We start from the raw sequence: 13,421 nt of genomic DNA on the forward strand, positions 1-13,421 counted from the left end.
ATGAACGGTGGGCTTGTCAGGCGCTGGGCTTGTCAGGCGCCGAGGTCGGCGAGCAGGCCCGTCAGCCAGGCTGCCGAGCGGGCCGCCGCCGTCCGGGTCCCGAGCGCGTCGATCCGCGGCCCGCTCAGCTCGCAGTCGAAGACGCCCTGGTAGCCGGCCTCGAGCAGCCAGCCCACGAGGCTCGCCAGGGGTACGTCGCCGTCGCCGGGCACGGCCCGGCATGGCAGCGTCCGGTCGCCGAGGACCATGTCGCTGAGCTGCACGTGCACGACGGCGTCGGCGTTGGCGGCGATCTCCGCCCGCAGTCCGCCTTCGGTCCAGACGTGGAACAGGTCGAGGCACACGCCCAGCCCGGCCCGGCGGGCGAGCCGCAGCGCGTCGTGGAACGAGTGGACGAAGGTGAGGTCGGCGTAGAGCCAGTTCGCCGGCTCGACCGCGAGGGTCACCCCGCGCCCGGCGGCGTGGTCGACGAGCTCGGTGACGGCGTCGGCGTAGGCCGCGGCCCCGCGTCCCAGTCCGCGCCCGGACGGGGGCCGGTGAGCCCGTACACCGTGCCCGCCCCGACGGCGGCGGCGTTGTCGACGTCCACCCGCGCCTCGCGCAGCTGTGCCGCGACGGCGTCGGCGCCGGGCCGCAGATCAAGGCCCAGCGCCGCCGTCGTGGTCACCACGCGCACGCCGTGCCGCCGGCTCGCCGCGGCGACGGCCTCGGCGCCGGCGGCGCGCACCTTCGCCCCGGTCAGCGAGGCGTTCGTGACCCCGAGCGCCGCGACGGCCTCCAGGGTGTCGAGCGCGGACAGCTCCGGGAAGCACAGCCCGCTGACCGACACCCGCGGGTGCGCACTCACCGCTGTGCCGCCGACGATGCGACCGCCGACGATGCGACCGCCGACGACTCGAGCGGCGAGGGCTCGAGCGGCGAGGGCTCGGGGGGGCTCGTGGCGCCGTCGAGCAGGCCGAGGCTCGCGAGTGCGTAGCGCCGGCCGCGACGCCCGCTGACCAGGTACGACGGTGGCGCGAGGTAGGCGACGTCGCGTGGCAGCGAGTCACCGCGACGGGCGAGTGCCGCGCGACCGTCGGACGTGGTGCCACAGATCGCGATCTGCTCGACCATGTCGTCCGTGACCGCCGCGGCCATGGCGTCGCTGTCGCGGCGCGCGAACGCCTCGCGGATCGCCTCGACCTGCCGGGTCCAGCCGTGATGGGCGACGTAGGGGTCGTAGGTCTTGACGGTGAGGTAGAACGCGATCATGCGCCGGGCGTCGGTGACCGCGCGCCCGGGATCGTCGTCGTCGATCGCGGTGATCACCCAGCCGTGTTCGAGGGCCGGAGTGTCCCGTGCGGCGTCGGCCGCGCCCCGCGCCATCGCCGGCCGCACCACGTCGTCCCACCAGGTACGGGTGAACAGCCCGTGCCCGACGACCCCGTCGGCCACCCGCGCGGCGGTCGCCGCCATCAGCCGGTTGAACCCGGCGAGCAGGATCGGGGCGTCGATCCGGCCGAGGACGGGGGCGCCGACCGACGCGTTGACCCGGTAGAACTCGCCGTCGTAGGTCACCGGCTGGCCGTTCTCGGCGTGCAGCCACGCCCGGATCGCCCCGACCAGGTCCGCCATCCGCGCCACCGGGCGGTCGGCCTCCACGCCGAACCAGTCCCGGTTGATGCGGTAGGCCCCCGAGCCGAGACCGAGGAACACCCGCCCGGCTGCATGCGCCCACGCGCTGCGGATCCCCGCCGCATGGGCATACGGCGTGCGCGCGAACGCGTACGCGATGGCCGGGCCGACCAGCGCCCGCTCGGTGCCGAGCACCATCTCGGTCAGCGTCGCGTAGGCCTCGTGGTCCACGAACTCGCCGCTGCAGAACGCCGTCATGCCGGCCTGCTCGGCCGCCCGCGCGGCGTCCGCTCCGCGCCACGGCATGCCGTACCGCCGACCCTCCGGTTCGACCGCGACGCCGATCTCGCCCGTGGTCAACGCTTGTCCCTCGGCAGTCCCAGCGCCCGCTCGGCGACAATCGTCCTGAGCACCTCGTTCGCGCCGCCCGCGATCGTGTAGGCGCGGGCGTAGAGGAAGGCGTCCTGCCACCAGCCGTCCGCCCAGGGGGCGTCCTCGTCCACGCCGAGGCCGCCGATGCCCTGCAGGGCGACGCCGGTCTCGGCCGCCTCCAGGTTGACCTCGCTGTAGAACACCTTGGCCAGCGGCGCGTCCGCGGGGTCCTCGGTGCGGTTGACCATGCGCGACTGCACCGCCTTGCTCATCTTGTCGGCCACGTGGACGCGGGTCGCGAGCCGGCCGAGCCGCTGGCGGGTCGCGCCGTCCGCCAGGGCGGGCCCGCCGCCGACGGTGGCCTGCCCGGCGAGCGCGAACAGGTCGTCGAGCTGGCCGAACAGCTCGACCCCCCGGGCGCCCACACCGCTGCGTTCATGGCCGAGACTCAGGTTGGCGACCCGCCAGCCGTCGTCGACCCGGCCGATCACCCGCTCGACCGGGATCCGCACGCCGTCGAGGAACACCTCGTTGAAGTCGTTGGTGCCGGTGATCTCGCGCAGCGGGCGGATGTCGACGCCCGGGCTGCGCATGTCCATCGCGAACGCCGTGATGCCGGCCTGCTTGGGGCCGTCCGTGCTCGTGCGCGCCAGCAGGTAGCCCAGGTCGGCGTGGTGGCCGTTCGTCGTCCACACCTTCTGCCCGTCGACGACGTAGTGGTCGCCGTCCAGGCGCGCCCGGGTGGACAGGGCGGCGAGGTCGCTGCCCGCGCCCGGTTCGCTGAACAGCTGGCACCACAGGTCCTCGGCGGTCCGGATCCGCGGCAGGAAGCGTCGCTTCTGCTCCTCGCTGCCGAACCCAATCAGCGCTCCGGCCGCGAGCGCGGCGGCGCCGACCTCGCCCCAGGTGCGGGCCCGCGCGAGCTCCTCCGCGACGATGAACCCGTGCTCCGGGCGGGCCCCCGGCCGGCCGCCGTACTCGACGGGCCAGGCCTGGCCCAGGTAGCCGGCGGCGTAGAGCCTGCCGATCCAGGCCCGCAGGCCGGGCATCTCCTCCGGTTCGGGCGCGCGGACCCCCGTGCGCCGGCGCGGTCCCGGGCCGTGTTCGGCGATGAACGCGCGAACCTCGGCCCGGAACTCCACCAGGTCCGGACTGGTCTCCAACCGCATGGAGTCTCCCTAAACGTCGGTCAGCGCGGCGGCATCGCCGGGTCGTACGGAAGTCCGAGCACCTGCTCGGCGAGCGTGTTGAGCTGGATCTCGCGGGTGCCGGCACCGATCGTCGACGCCCTGGTCCGCAGGAATCCGTGCAGCCAGCGCCCACCCTGCACCGACCCGGGCTCGGTCTTGAGCAACAGGCCGGCCGGCCCGAGCAGGTCGACCGCGAGCTCGTGGATCTCCTGTTCGAACTCCGTGATCAGCAGCCGCGACACCGACGACGTCGGGCCCGGCTCGCCCTTGGCCAGGATGTCGGAGATGACCCGCTGGGCGTTGTAGCGCATGACCCGCACCCGGATCTCCAGGTCCGCGAACCGGTCCCGGACGACGCCGTCCGCCAGCAGGCCACGCTCCCGCGCGAGCTGCTCGAGCTCGGTGAGCACCCGCCGGTAGAGCGCGGCCTGGTTCATCGCCCCGGCGGCCCGTTCGTGCCCGAGGCTCGTCCGGGCGAGCGCCCAGCCCTCGTTCTCGGCACCGATCCGGTCGGCGACCGGCACCCGGACGTCGTCGAAGAACACCTCGGCGAACAGGTAGCCGCCGGTCAGGTCGCGCAGCGGCCGCACCTGCACGCCGGGCCCGTGCGCGTCCACGATCAGGTAGCTGATGCCGCGCTGGCGGCTCTGCTGCGTGCCGGTCCGGACCAGCGCGAAGATGATGTCGGCGCTCGCCGCGTGCGACGTCCAGACCTTCTGGCCGTTGACGACGTACTCATCGCCCTGCCGGCGGGCGGTGGTGCGCAGGCTCGGCAGGTCCGAGCCGGCGCCGGGTTCGGAGTACCCCTGCACCCAGATCCGGTCGCCGCGCAGCATCGGCGCGAGCCAGCGTTCCTTCTGTTCCTGCGTGCCGTACCGGATGATCGTCGGGGCGGCGATATTGAGGCCGGTGCCGAGCGGGCCGGGCACCCGCGCGCGGGCCAGCTCCTCCTGGTAGATCACCTGCCGCCCGAACGGCAGGTCCATCCCGCCGAACTCACGCGGCCAGCTGGGGCCGGCGTAGCCGTGGTCGAACAGGGTCGCCAGCCAGGCCTTCGTCCAGGCGACCCGCTCGTCCGGCTTCTTCGGCGGGCGCCCGGGATGCCGGGTCGCCAGGAAGTCCCGCAGCTGGGCGCGGAACTCCTCGTCGCTGTCCGGCCCGGTGCGGGTCTCGGCCGCGGGGCCGGTGGTCGTCTCGCTGGTGGTCTCGGCGGCGGTCCGGTCGGACCGGTCGGAGCCTGCTGGCGTCATCGTCACCGCTCAGATCCCGACCAGGTCCGCGAGCCGATTGCGCTGCGCCCGCGGTGCCCCGAAGAACAGCTCGGAGGACTTCGCCCGCCGCAGGAAGAGGTGCGCGTCGTGCTCCCACGTGAACCCGATGCCGCCGTGGATCTGGATGCACTCCTTGGCGGCGAGGGTGAACGCCCGCGATGCGTACGCCGACGCGACCGCCGCGGCGACCGTCCCCTCCGGGTCGTCGGCGGCCAGTGCGGCGTTGGCGTGGTAGACCGCCGAGCGGGCGCTCTCGACCTCGACGAGCAGGGCGGCGCACTTGTGCTTGATCGCCTGGAACGAGCCGATCGGCCGGCCGAACTGCTCCCGTACCTTCGCGTAGTCGACGGCGAGCTCCAGGCACCGCGCCGCGCCGCCGACCTGTTCCGACGCCAGGGCCGCGAGTGCCCGGTCGTGGACCTCGCCCAGCCACGTTGTCGCCTCCCGGCCCGCGCCGACCCGGACCGCGGGCGCCTCCCGTAGGACGACCGAGGCGAGGTCCCGGGTGGGGTCGAGGCTGTCGAGCCTGGCGCGCACGGCCCCGGGGCCCGTCCCCTCGACCGCGAACACCCCCGTCCCGTCCGCGGCCCGCGCCACCACCAGGAGCAGGTCGGCGCTGTGGCCGTCGAGGACGTAGTGGTTCGGGCCGGAGACCAGCCACTGCCCGCCGCGCGGCTCGGCGCTCGTCGCCGGGTCGGTCAGCTCCCACGATCCCGACTCGTCGGCGACCGCCAGCGTCGCGGTCAGCGAGCCGGCCGCGATCCCCGGCAGCCACCGCTGCTGCGCCTCCCGGTCCTCGGACGTCGCCAGGGTCTGACCCGCGAGCACGGCGGTGCTCAGGTAGGGGGCCACGAGCAGCGCCCGGCCCATCTCCTCCAGCACGATCCCGACCTCGATCTCGCCGAAGCCGGAGCCGCCGTACTGCTCGGGCAGGCCGAGGCCCACCAGGCCGAGCTCCCCGGCCAGCCGGGTCCACACGTCGTCGTCGCGGTTGGCGGTCGAGTCCATCAGTCGCCGGACGGCGGCCGCCGGCGACCGCTCCGCCAGGAAATCGCGGACGGCCCGCCGCAACTGCTCGTGCTCGGCGGTGAAGCTGAGCCTCATGAGCTGCCCTCCCTCTACCCTCTGGCGCAATATAACTATTTCAGTTTAATTGTTCAACTGTAAGCTGCGGTCGCGGGGATCGACGGACAACGGAAGAGGGCGGTACGGCGATGGAGATCAAGGGCGCAGTGGCTTTCGTGGCCGGCGGCGGGGGCGGCTTCGGGGCCGCCACGTCACGACGACTGCACGCGGCGGGCGCGAAGGTCCTCGTCGCCGACCTCGACGAGGACAAGGGCCGGGCGGTCGTCGAGGAGCTCGGCGAGGGCGCCGCCTTCGCGCGCACCGACGTCACCGACGAGGCGTCCATCCAGGCGGCCCTCGACCAGGCCGGCGAGCTCGGCCCGCTGCGCATCGCCGTCGTCGCCCACGGCGGGCCGGGCGGCCAGCGCACCCTCGACAGGTCGAACGCCCCGGCGCCGCAGACGTCGTTCACCCGCGTGCTCGACATCTTCCTGGCGGCCACCTACAACATCGACCGGCTGGCGGCGGCGGCGATCGCCCGCTCGGAACCGCTCGAGCACGGCGAGCGGGGCGTCATCATCAACACCGCCTCCATCGCGGCCTTCGACGGCACCATCGGCCAGACGGGGTACAGCGCGGCGAAGGGCGGCATCGTCGCGATGACGCTGCCGCTCGCGCGCGACCTCGCCCCGGCCGGGATCCGGGTCGTCACCATCGCGCCCGGCACCTTCCTGACCCCGGCCTTCCGCAACGCCGACCCGGAGCAGCTCGACGCCTACTGGGGCGGGGCCGTGCCGTTCCCGAAGCGCATGGGACGCGCGGAGGAGTACGCCCAGCTCGCCCAGCAGATCGCCGAGAACGTCTACCTCAACGGCGAGACGATCCGCCTGGACGGCGCACTCCGCTTCACGCCCAAGGGCGCATGACCGACCGCGTGGCCTGAACGGCCGGAGCAGCGCGGCGGGCGCGCTCAGATCGGTGATCCTCTGACCACCCGCCGCGCACCACCCGCCGCCACCGGACGAGCGGGCCAGCCGCCGGACGCGCCGGTCCCGCGGCTGGCCCGTGCCCGTGCCCGCTAGCGCGCCCAGACGACCGGCACCGTGTCGGGGCCGGAGCTGCGACCGAGCTCCGTGATGACGGCATCGTCCGCGAGGCGGTAGTCGGGGATCCGCTTGTGCCACTCCTCCAGCGCGATCGCCAGCTCGTGGCGCGCGAGGTGCGAACCCAGGCAGCGGTGCGGGCCGGCACCGAAGGCGATGTGGTTGTTCGGCTTGCGGTCGATCAGCACCTCCGAGGCGCTGGCGAAGGCGGCGCCGTCGCGCATCGCCGCCTTGATGGGCAGCTGCACCATCGATCCGGCCGCTATCGGGCACCCGGCGACCTCGATGTCCCTGGTGACCTTGCGCGCCGGGATGGTGAACGCGTAGGCCCGCAGGATCTCCTCGATGGCCGACGGGATCAGCGCCGGGTCCGCCACGATCCGCGCCCGGTCCTCGGGGTGGGTCGCCAGGTGGTAGAGCGAGTAGCCGAGCGCGGCCGCGACGGTGTCCAACCCCGCCATGAACATGAAGAAGCAGTAGGAGAGGACCTCGTCGTCGGTCACCGGCCGGCCGTCGACCTTGAAGGCGATCGCGTGGCTCACCAGGTCGTCCCCGGGCCTGCGCCGGCGATCGGCGATGACCGAGCCGAAGTACTCGTACACCGCCGCCATCGCCGTCGTCCGGTTGTGGGCGATCTCCTCCGGCGTCGAGCCGTTCGAGTGCAGGATGTTGGCTTCCCAGGCCATGAACCGGTCGAGGTCGCCGACCGGGAGCCCCATCAGCTCGAGGAAGATCGTCGTCGGGAAGTGGAACGAGAAGTCGGTGATCACGTCACAGGACCCGCGGTCGGCGAACGACTCGATGAGCCCGACCGCCCGCGCCCGGATCCGGTCGTCGAGCCCCTCGATCGCCCGCGGCGAGAAGTACGGGCCGAGCTGCCGCCGCCACTGCCGGTGCTCGTTGCCGCCGAGCATGTGCGGGATCCAGCGGTAGCTGGGGTCCGGCTCCAGGACCGTGACCGCCTGGGTCGAGAAGGTGTCGGTGTCCTGGTAGGCACTGAGGATGTCCTCGTACCGGGTGAGCACGTAGTAGCCGTTGGCGAAGGTGTTGCGCACCACCGGCGCCTCGTCGCGCAGCTGGTCGAAGAAGGCGGTCCACTCTCCGACCGGACGCTGTTCGTGGGGTGAGTAGGTCACGGCCGGGCACCGGCTCGGCACCGGTTCGGTAACAGACATGCGGACTCCCTCCGTCGCTGGGTGATGGCGATCCGGTTGGTGGGCGACCGGGCTCCGGCCGCCGAAGGACGCGGTCATCGCCGGGTCGCGGTCATCGCCGGGTCATTGCGCCGTGATGGCCCGCTCGGGGCAGGAGGCCGCGGCCTCGCGCGCCGTCTCCTCGCCCCCCGCCGGCACCTCGAACTCAGGGCGCAACGCGTAGCCGATGTCGTCGATCTGGAACAGGTCCGGATCGGTCCCGTAGCAACGCGCGTGGCCGGAGCACTTGTCCATATCGATAGTCACCCGCATCGAGCCTCTCCTCTCCTCCGTGCTGGGCTCGTCCGAGCGCCGCCTCGTCCGAAGCCCGTCGCTCGTCCGAGCGCGGTCGCGCCCGTCGTCAGGTGATCGCACCGGCCAGCTTGAGCTCGATCAGCCGTTCGTCGCTGAGCCCGAGATCGCGCAGGACGTCGTCGGTGTGCTCGGCGAACAGCGGACCCCGGCGCAACGCGGCCGCCTGCTCGTCGAACTGCACGGGGCTGGCCACCAGCTCCCTGGGCACGCCCTCGGCGTCCTCGACCGTCGTGATCATTCCGTTGGCCCGCAGCGAGACGTCGTTGGCCACGCCCCAGGCGTCCTGGACGACGGCCCACTGGCCCTCGATGTGCGCGAGCCTGGCCAGCCAGTCCTCGAGGGTCCGCCCGCCGATGATCTCCGAGACGATCTCGGCCGCCACGGGCGCCCGGTCCATCAGCTTCTCGACCGTGTCGAACCGCTCGTCGGAGACGAGCTCCGGCCGCCCCGCGACCTCGCAGAACTCCGCCCAGTAGCGACCGGGCTGCAGCATCGAGAACAGCAGCCACCGGTCGTCGGCGGTGCGGTACGGGCCGACCAGCGGATTGCGCGCCGAGCCGTGCCGCGGGGCGGGCGGCCGCGGCGGCGGGCCGCCGGCCATCAGCGCCAGGTTGACGGTGAACTGCGTCGCCCAGGCCCCGACACCCAGCAGGGACACGTCGACGACCGAGGTCTCCCCCGTGGTGGCACGGGCGAACAGGGCCGCCGCGACGCCGCCGGCGATGGTCATGCCGCCGATGTTGTCGCCGAACCCGCCCGCGGGCATCGGGGCCAGCCGGTCGGCGCCGGGCGGGGTGGCTCCCGCGCCGCCGCCCGCACGGGCCCAGAAGGCGGTCATGTCGTAGCCGCCCTTGCCCGCCTCGGGGCCGCGGGTGCCGAAGCCGGAGCCGCGCACGTAGATGATCTCCGGGTTGACCTTGCGGACGTCGTCGAGCTCGATCCGCAGCTTGGCGCGCGCGTCGGGCAGGAAGTTGGTCAGGAAGACGTCGCTCTGCCTGATCAGATCGTCGAGGAGCTCGCGGGCCTGCGGGTTCTCCAGCGCCAGCCCGACGCTGCGCTTGCCCCGGTTCGGCCCCTCGACGATCGGCGAGAAGCTGCTGCCCTTCGCGATCGCGTCGACACCCAGGACGTTCGTGAGCCCGCGCTGTCCGTCGCCGCGCACGGCGTGCTCGACCTTGATGACGTCGGCGCCCCAGTCCGCCAGGATCGCACCCGCCGCCGGGACGAAGGTGAACTGGGCCACCTCGAGCACTCGGATGCCCTGCATCGGTAGCTGCATGGTTCTCTGGATCTCCTCGGTTCCGGCTGTGCTCCCGCGAAGCGGGCGGTCGATCGGTCCGGTCTGTCGTCGCTCGGCGAGAGAGCTCGACGGGGGATCTTGACGGGGGATCAGCCCCGTCTCAGCAGCAGCGCGCTGCCCGGCGCGCCGCCGCCCGTGCAGACCACGGCCACCTCGGCGTCCGAGACCTGCCGCCCGCGCGCCTCGCCGCGCAGCTGGAGCATCGCCTCGCGGACGAAGCCGAAGCCGTGCAGCCGCCCGGCGGAGAGCTGGCCGCCGTGCGGGTTCAGCGGCAGCCGACCGTCCAGGGCGATCCCCCGGCCCTCGTCGATGAACTCGCGCGCACCGCCGGGCTCGCAGAAGCCGAGTCCCTCGATCCAGGACAGCGCGTTGAACGTGAACCCGTCGTAGAGCAGCGCGACGTCGACGTCGTCGGGACGCAGTGACGACCGGGTCCACAGGTGGCGCGCGGGTCCCCGGATCTGCGGCTCGTGGGTCAGGGTGTCCTGGTCCCAGCTGATCCGCTCGAGGATCTGGGTGCCGACCGCGTCGACCAGTACCGCGGGCCGCGGGCGGTCGGGGGCGGTCTCGACGGCCGGCGCGGACGAGCGCGGCGTGGGAGGACTCCCACACCGTCCGGAAGCACAGCACGTGACGGCACAGCCCCGCGGCCACCGCCAGCATCCCCGCGATGATCGCCCCGGCCTGACCCGGGGTGTCCCCCGCGCCGTTGATCCAGGTCGGGTGCAGCTGCAGCGCCTCGGCGAGGGGTGCTATCCCGCCCTCGGACATGCCCGGCCCGCCGACCCGGCCCGGGTAGGTGGACAACCCGTCGATCTCGTCGAGCGTGAGCCCCGCGTCCTCGACCGCCGCCAGGCACGCCTGGACGGTGAGCTCGAGCGGATCGACCATCAGCCGGCGGCCCACCCGCGACTGGCCGACGCCGGTGAGGGCCACCTTCTCCTCGAACCTCGCCGCCGACACCGGCCTCGCGGCCGCTGTCAGCTCGCGCGGCTCGGGCACCGCGAGCACCTCGCCCGCGCGGTCCGGATCCGGTTCGAACAGCGGGAGGTAGACGTCGTCGGCCTGCTCGAACAGCACCCGCACCGCCAGGCCGATCCGCACGTCGCCGGGCTCGCAGTTGACGATGTTGGTGGTCAGCCGGACGCCGTCGTCCTCCGCGAGCGCCACCACCGCCACGACGTACGGCGGCGGGAAATCGGGTAACCACTGCTGGTGGTTGACGGTGAACCCGGCGACCACCCCACGACCGGAGACCGCCGCCATCGTCATCGCGCCGCCGCGGCAGACGCGACAGCGCGGCAGCGGCGGATGGGTGTAGGCCCCGCAGTCCCCGCACCGGAGGATGCGCAGCACACCGTCCGCGCCGGACGTCCAGAACTCGCCGCTGGCGAGCGTCGGCTGAGGCCGCGGCCGCGTGACGGGAGCCGCTCCGGCGGAAGCCGCGCCGGTGGGAGATGCGCTCGCGGAGGCCGAGCCCGCCCCAGGCGCACCGGCCCGCTCAGGAGCGCGGGAAGTTGAAGACGTCACGGGCGTTGAGCTCAACGATCTTGTGGGCCTCGTCGTCGGGCACGTCGAGGAGTGACTCGGCAATCACCTTGCGGCTGTTCGGCCACATGGAGTCCGAGTGGGGGTAGTCGATCTCGACGCAGATCCGGTCGACACCGATCGCGTGCCGGTTGGTCAGCCCGAACCGGTCGTCGATGTAGCAGCCCCAGAAGTGCTTGCGGAGCAGCTCGCTGGGGCGGGTGTCGAAGTCGATGGGCTGGTAGTAACGGTGGCGGCCCCAGACCCAGTCGGCCCGCTCGGCGATGTAGGGGAGCCAGCCGATGCCGCCCTCGGAGAGCATGAACTTCAGGCCCGGGTGCTTCTGTAGCTGCCCGGAGAACAGCAGGTCCACGGTCGACCACATCAGGTTGGTCGCGTAGAGGGCGAACGACGTCGCGGGGGGCGCCTGGCCGGGCGCGGGCGGGTTGGGCGAGAGCGCGGCGGCCGAGAAGTTGAAGCCGGGTACGAAGCTGCCCGAGCCGAAATGCAGACTCACCGGGATCCCGGTCTCCTCGAGGACGTCCCACAGCGGACCCCAGTGGTCGTCGTGGAACGACGGCAGCCCGAGCGGGACCGGGCTGTCGGGAAACGAGACGGTACGGGCACCCTTGGCCGCGACCCGGCGTAGTTCGGCCACCGCCTGGTCGAGGTCCCACAGCGGGAGCAGGGCCAGCGGCACGAACCGCTCGGGCGCCGACGCCGACCACTCGTCGATGCTGAAGTCGTTCCAGGCCCGCACGCAGGCCAGCCCCAGCTCAGGATCCTTGGCCCGCATGAACACCCGGCCACCGAAGCCGGGGAACGACGGGAAGCAGCAGGCGGCCTGGATCCCGTCGAGGTCCATGTCCTTGACCCGCTCGACCGGGTCGTAGCAGCCCGGGATCATGTCGTCGAAGCGCAGCGGCTCCATCCCGAACTCCTCGGGCGTCTTGCCGGCGACCGCGTTCAGCCCGATGTACGGGAAGACCTGGTCCTCCATATGCCACACGTGCCGGCGCTGCTCGTCCTCGACGATGCGCGGGCCCGCGTCCAGGAACTTGCGCGGGAGCCGGTCGGCGAAGACCCGCGGGTGTTCGATGAGGTGATCGTCGACCGAAATGATCTGCATGTAGTCCTGGAGTGGCATCCAGCGTCCCTTCAGGTCCCCTCGATTGTGCTGTCGATCATATAACCTATTGCACTATATCGCACGATAGCGCCACTGATACAGCCCGCGTTCCACCCGAGGAGCGACGCATGGAGAAAGAGCCGACCAGACCCCTGGACGACGACGACCACGACCTGCTGAACTTCGATGAGACGGGCGGCCGGCTGCGGGCGGAGATCGCGGCCGTCGAGGCCGCGCTGGCCGCGCTGGCGCGCAACAGCTGGAACGCGGCGGCGAGGCCCGGCGAGACCGGCTTCCTCACCTACGTCCCCCCCGGCCGGGCCGACCCGCCTTTCGACGGGACGGCCGCACCTTCCGAGGAGTGACGCGTCGGGCGGGCCGTCAGAAGGCGGGCACCTGCGGCCGCAGCCTGACGTAACCTCCCGCGTCGACGCGGAGCTGGGTGCCGGTGATGAAGCGGGACTCGTCGGAGAGCAGGAAGAGGACCGCGTCGGCGATGTCCTCGGGCTCGACGTACGGGTCGCCTGTCGCGGTCATGGCCGGGAACGACGGCAGCACGTCCTCGAGGGTGGGCTCGGCCAGGTCCGGGCGGAACGCCCGGTACATGACGTCGTTGTTCAGCATGTCGGTGTTGACGTTGGTCGGGTGGACGGCGTTCACCCGGATGCTCTGACCAGCCAGGACGACGGCGAGGTCGTGGACCAGCGACGCCACCGCCCGCTTGGCCCAGGCGTAGCCCAGGCCGCCGGACCCCTTGGCCGCGTTGTCCAATGTGCCGGGGATCAACGCGGCCAGGCTTCCCGTCGCGACGATCGAGGCCCCGGGCTGCAGGTGGGGCAGGGCGACGTCGACGGCGTTGAAGACGCCACCGAAGTCGACGCTGACCGCGTCGACGAAGGCCTGCGGCGCCGTCGTACCGAGCGGGCAGATACCGGCCTGGGCCACCACGCCGTCCAACCGGCCGAACTGGGCGATGCCCTCGGCGACGGCGGCGGCCAGCGCGGCCCGGTCGCGGACGTCGGCGACCTGCGCGACGACGCGGCCGCCGCGCTCCTTGACCAGGCGGGCCGTCTCGTCCAGGTCGTCCCGGGTCGCCATCGGGTAGGGCGTGGAGGCGATGTCGGCGCACAGGTCGACGGCCACGACGTCGCCTCCCTCCGCCGCTACCCGGACGGCGTGCGCCCGCCCCTGGCCACGCGCCGCACCGGTGATGAAGACGACCTTGCCGTCCATGCGTCCCACGGATGTGCTCCTGTCCCTTGTGCCCGAGGACGCCGCGCCCCTCGCTGACCTCGGCCCGACCCCACGCGAGCTGCTTGCCTTCGCCTGCGACTGCCGCCAT

The 13,421-nt window shown here is 72.8% G+C and carries 13 protein-coding genes and 1 pseudogene; 2 read left to right on the top strand and 12 right to left on the bottom strand.

Annotation, left to right across the window (positions count from 1 at the left end; genetic code table 11):
* Positions 1 to 32: 32 nt before the first annotated feature.
* Genes FRANEAN1_RS22280 through FRANEAN1_RS22300 form a run of 6 tightly spaced genes read right to left on the bottom strand, consistent with a single transcriptional unit; the run spans position 33 to position 5,551 of the window.
* Positions 33 to 515 carry a sugar phosphate isomerase/epimerase family protein gene (locus FRANEAN1_RS22280; protein WP_083788310.1) on the bottom strand — a complete coding sequence of 161 codons (483 nt, stop codon included), beginning with the start codon at positions 513 to 515 and terminating at the stop codon, positions 33 to 35.
* Entirely contained in the window at positions 443 to 847 is a 405-nt protein-coding gene (locus tag FRANEAN1_RS37330; RefSeq protein ID WP_020462077.1) for a hypothetical protein, read from the bottom strand. Before FRANEAN1_RS37330 ends, FRANEAN1_RS22280 begins: the two co-directional genes overlap by 73 nt.
* A complete protein-coding gene (locus FRANEAN1_RS22285) occupies positions 844 to 1,920 on the bottom strand; it encodes an LLM class flavin-dependent oxidoreductase (RefSeq protein WP_020462078.1) in 1,077 nt (358 codons plus the stop codon). Before FRANEAN1_RS22285 ends, FRANEAN1_RS37330 begins: the two co-directional genes overlap by 4 nt.
* Positions 1,921 to 1,970: 50 nt before the next feature.
* Positions 1,971 to 3,155, bottom strand: coding sequence for an acyl-CoA dehydrogenase family protein (locus tag FRANEAN1_RS22290; protein WP_020462079.1), 1,185 nt, complete (start codon positions 3,153 to 3,155; stop codon positions 1,971 to 1,973).
* A 20-nt stretch (positions 3,156 to 3,175) separates the two neighbouring features.
* Positions 3,176 to 4,432: an acyl-CoA dehydrogenase family protein gene (locus FRANEAN1_RS22295; protein WP_020462080.1), complete on the bottom strand. Its 1,257-nt coding sequence runs from the start codon at positions 4,430 to 4,432 to the stop codon at positions 3,176 to 3,178.
* Positions 4,433 to 4,435: 3 nt separating this feature from the next.
* Positions 4,436 to 5,551, bottom strand: a complete 1,116-nt coding sequence (locus FRANEAN1_RS22300; protein ID WP_020462081.1) for an acyl-CoA dehydrogenase family protein — start codon at positions 5,549 to 5,551, stop codon at positions 4,436 to 4,438.
* A 110-nt stretch (positions 5,552 to 5,661) separates the two neighbouring features.
* Between FRANEAN1_RS22300 and FRANEAN1_RS22305 the strand changes: the two genes are divergently transcribed.
* Positions 5,662 to 6,438: an SDR family NAD(P)-dependent oxidoreductase gene (locus FRANEAN1_RS22305; RefSeq protein ID WP_020462082.1), complete on the top strand. Its 777-nt coding sequence runs from the start codon at positions 5,662 to 5,664 to the stop codon at positions 6,436 to 6,438.
* A 152-nt stretch (positions 6,439 to 6,590) separates the two neighbouring features.
* Here FRANEAN1_RS22305 and FRANEAN1_RS22310 read toward each other — a convergent pair whose 3' ends face one another.
* The 5 genes and pseudogenes from FRANEAN1_RS22310 to FRANEAN1_RS22330 all read right to left on the bottom strand — a co-directional run bounded on the left by FRANEAN1_RS22310 (position 6,591) and on the right by FRANEAN1_RS22330 (position 12,097).
* Positions 6,591 to 7,790 carry a cytochrome P450 gene (locus FRANEAN1_RS22310; RefSeq protein WP_020462083.1) on the bottom strand — a complete coding sequence of 400 codons (1,200 nt, stop codon included), beginning with the start codon at positions 7,788 to 7,790 and terminating at the stop codon, positions 6,591 to 6,593.
* A gap of 102 nt (positions 7,791 to 7,892) precedes the next feature.
* Positions 7,893 to 8,081, bottom strand: a complete 189-nt coding sequence (locus FRANEAN1_RS22315) for a ferredoxin (RefSeq protein WP_020462084.1) — start codon at positions 8,079 to 8,081, stop codon at positions 7,893 to 7,895.
* 88 nt (positions 8,082 to 8,169) lie between these two features.
* The gene (locus FRANEAN1_RS22320) at positions 8,170 to 9,402 is read right to left on the bottom strand and encodes a CoA transferase (protein WP_020462085.1); all 1,233 of its coding nucleotides are present in this window, start codon (positions 9,400 to 9,402) and stop codon (positions 8,170 to 8,172) included.
* Positions 9,403 to 9,512: 110 nt separating this feature from the next.
* Positions 9,513 to 10,842 (bottom strand): annotated as a pseudogene (locus FRANEAN1_RS22325) (OB-fold domain-containing protein); the annotation flags it as partial.
* An 82-nt stretch (positions 10,843 to 10,924) separates the two neighbouring features.
* A complete protein-coding gene (locus FRANEAN1_RS22330; RefSeq protein ID WP_020462086.1) occupies positions 10,925 to 12,097 on the bottom strand; it encodes an amidohydrolase family protein in 1,173 nt (390 codons plus the stop codon).
* 110 nt (positions 12,098 to 12,207) lie between these two features.
* Between FRANEAN1_RS22330 and FRANEAN1_RS22335 the strand changes: the two genes are divergently transcribed.
* A complete protein-coding gene (locus FRANEAN1_RS22335) occupies positions 12,208 to 12,444 on the top strand; it encodes a hypothetical protein (protein ID WP_020462087.1) in 237 nt (78 codons plus the stop codon).
* A gap of 16 nt (positions 12,445 to 12,460) precedes the next feature.
* Here FRANEAN1_RS22335 and FRANEAN1_RS22340 read toward each other — a convergent pair whose 3' ends face one another.
* Positions 12,461 to 13,321 carry a mycofactocin-coupled SDR family oxidoreductase gene (locus tag FRANEAN1_RS22340; protein ID WP_020462088.1) on the bottom strand — a complete coding sequence of 287 codons (861 nt, stop codon included), beginning with the start codon at positions 13,319 to 13,321 and terminating at the stop codon, positions 12,461 to 12,463.
* Between the last annotated feature and the right edge of the window lie 100 nt (positions 13,322 to 13,421).

It is taken from the genome of Parafrankia sp. EAN1pec (assembly GCF_000018005.1).
In the GTDB taxonomy this organism is placed as follows: Bacteria; Actinomycetota; Actinomycetes; order Frankiales; family Frankiaceae; genus Parafrankia; species Parafrankia soli.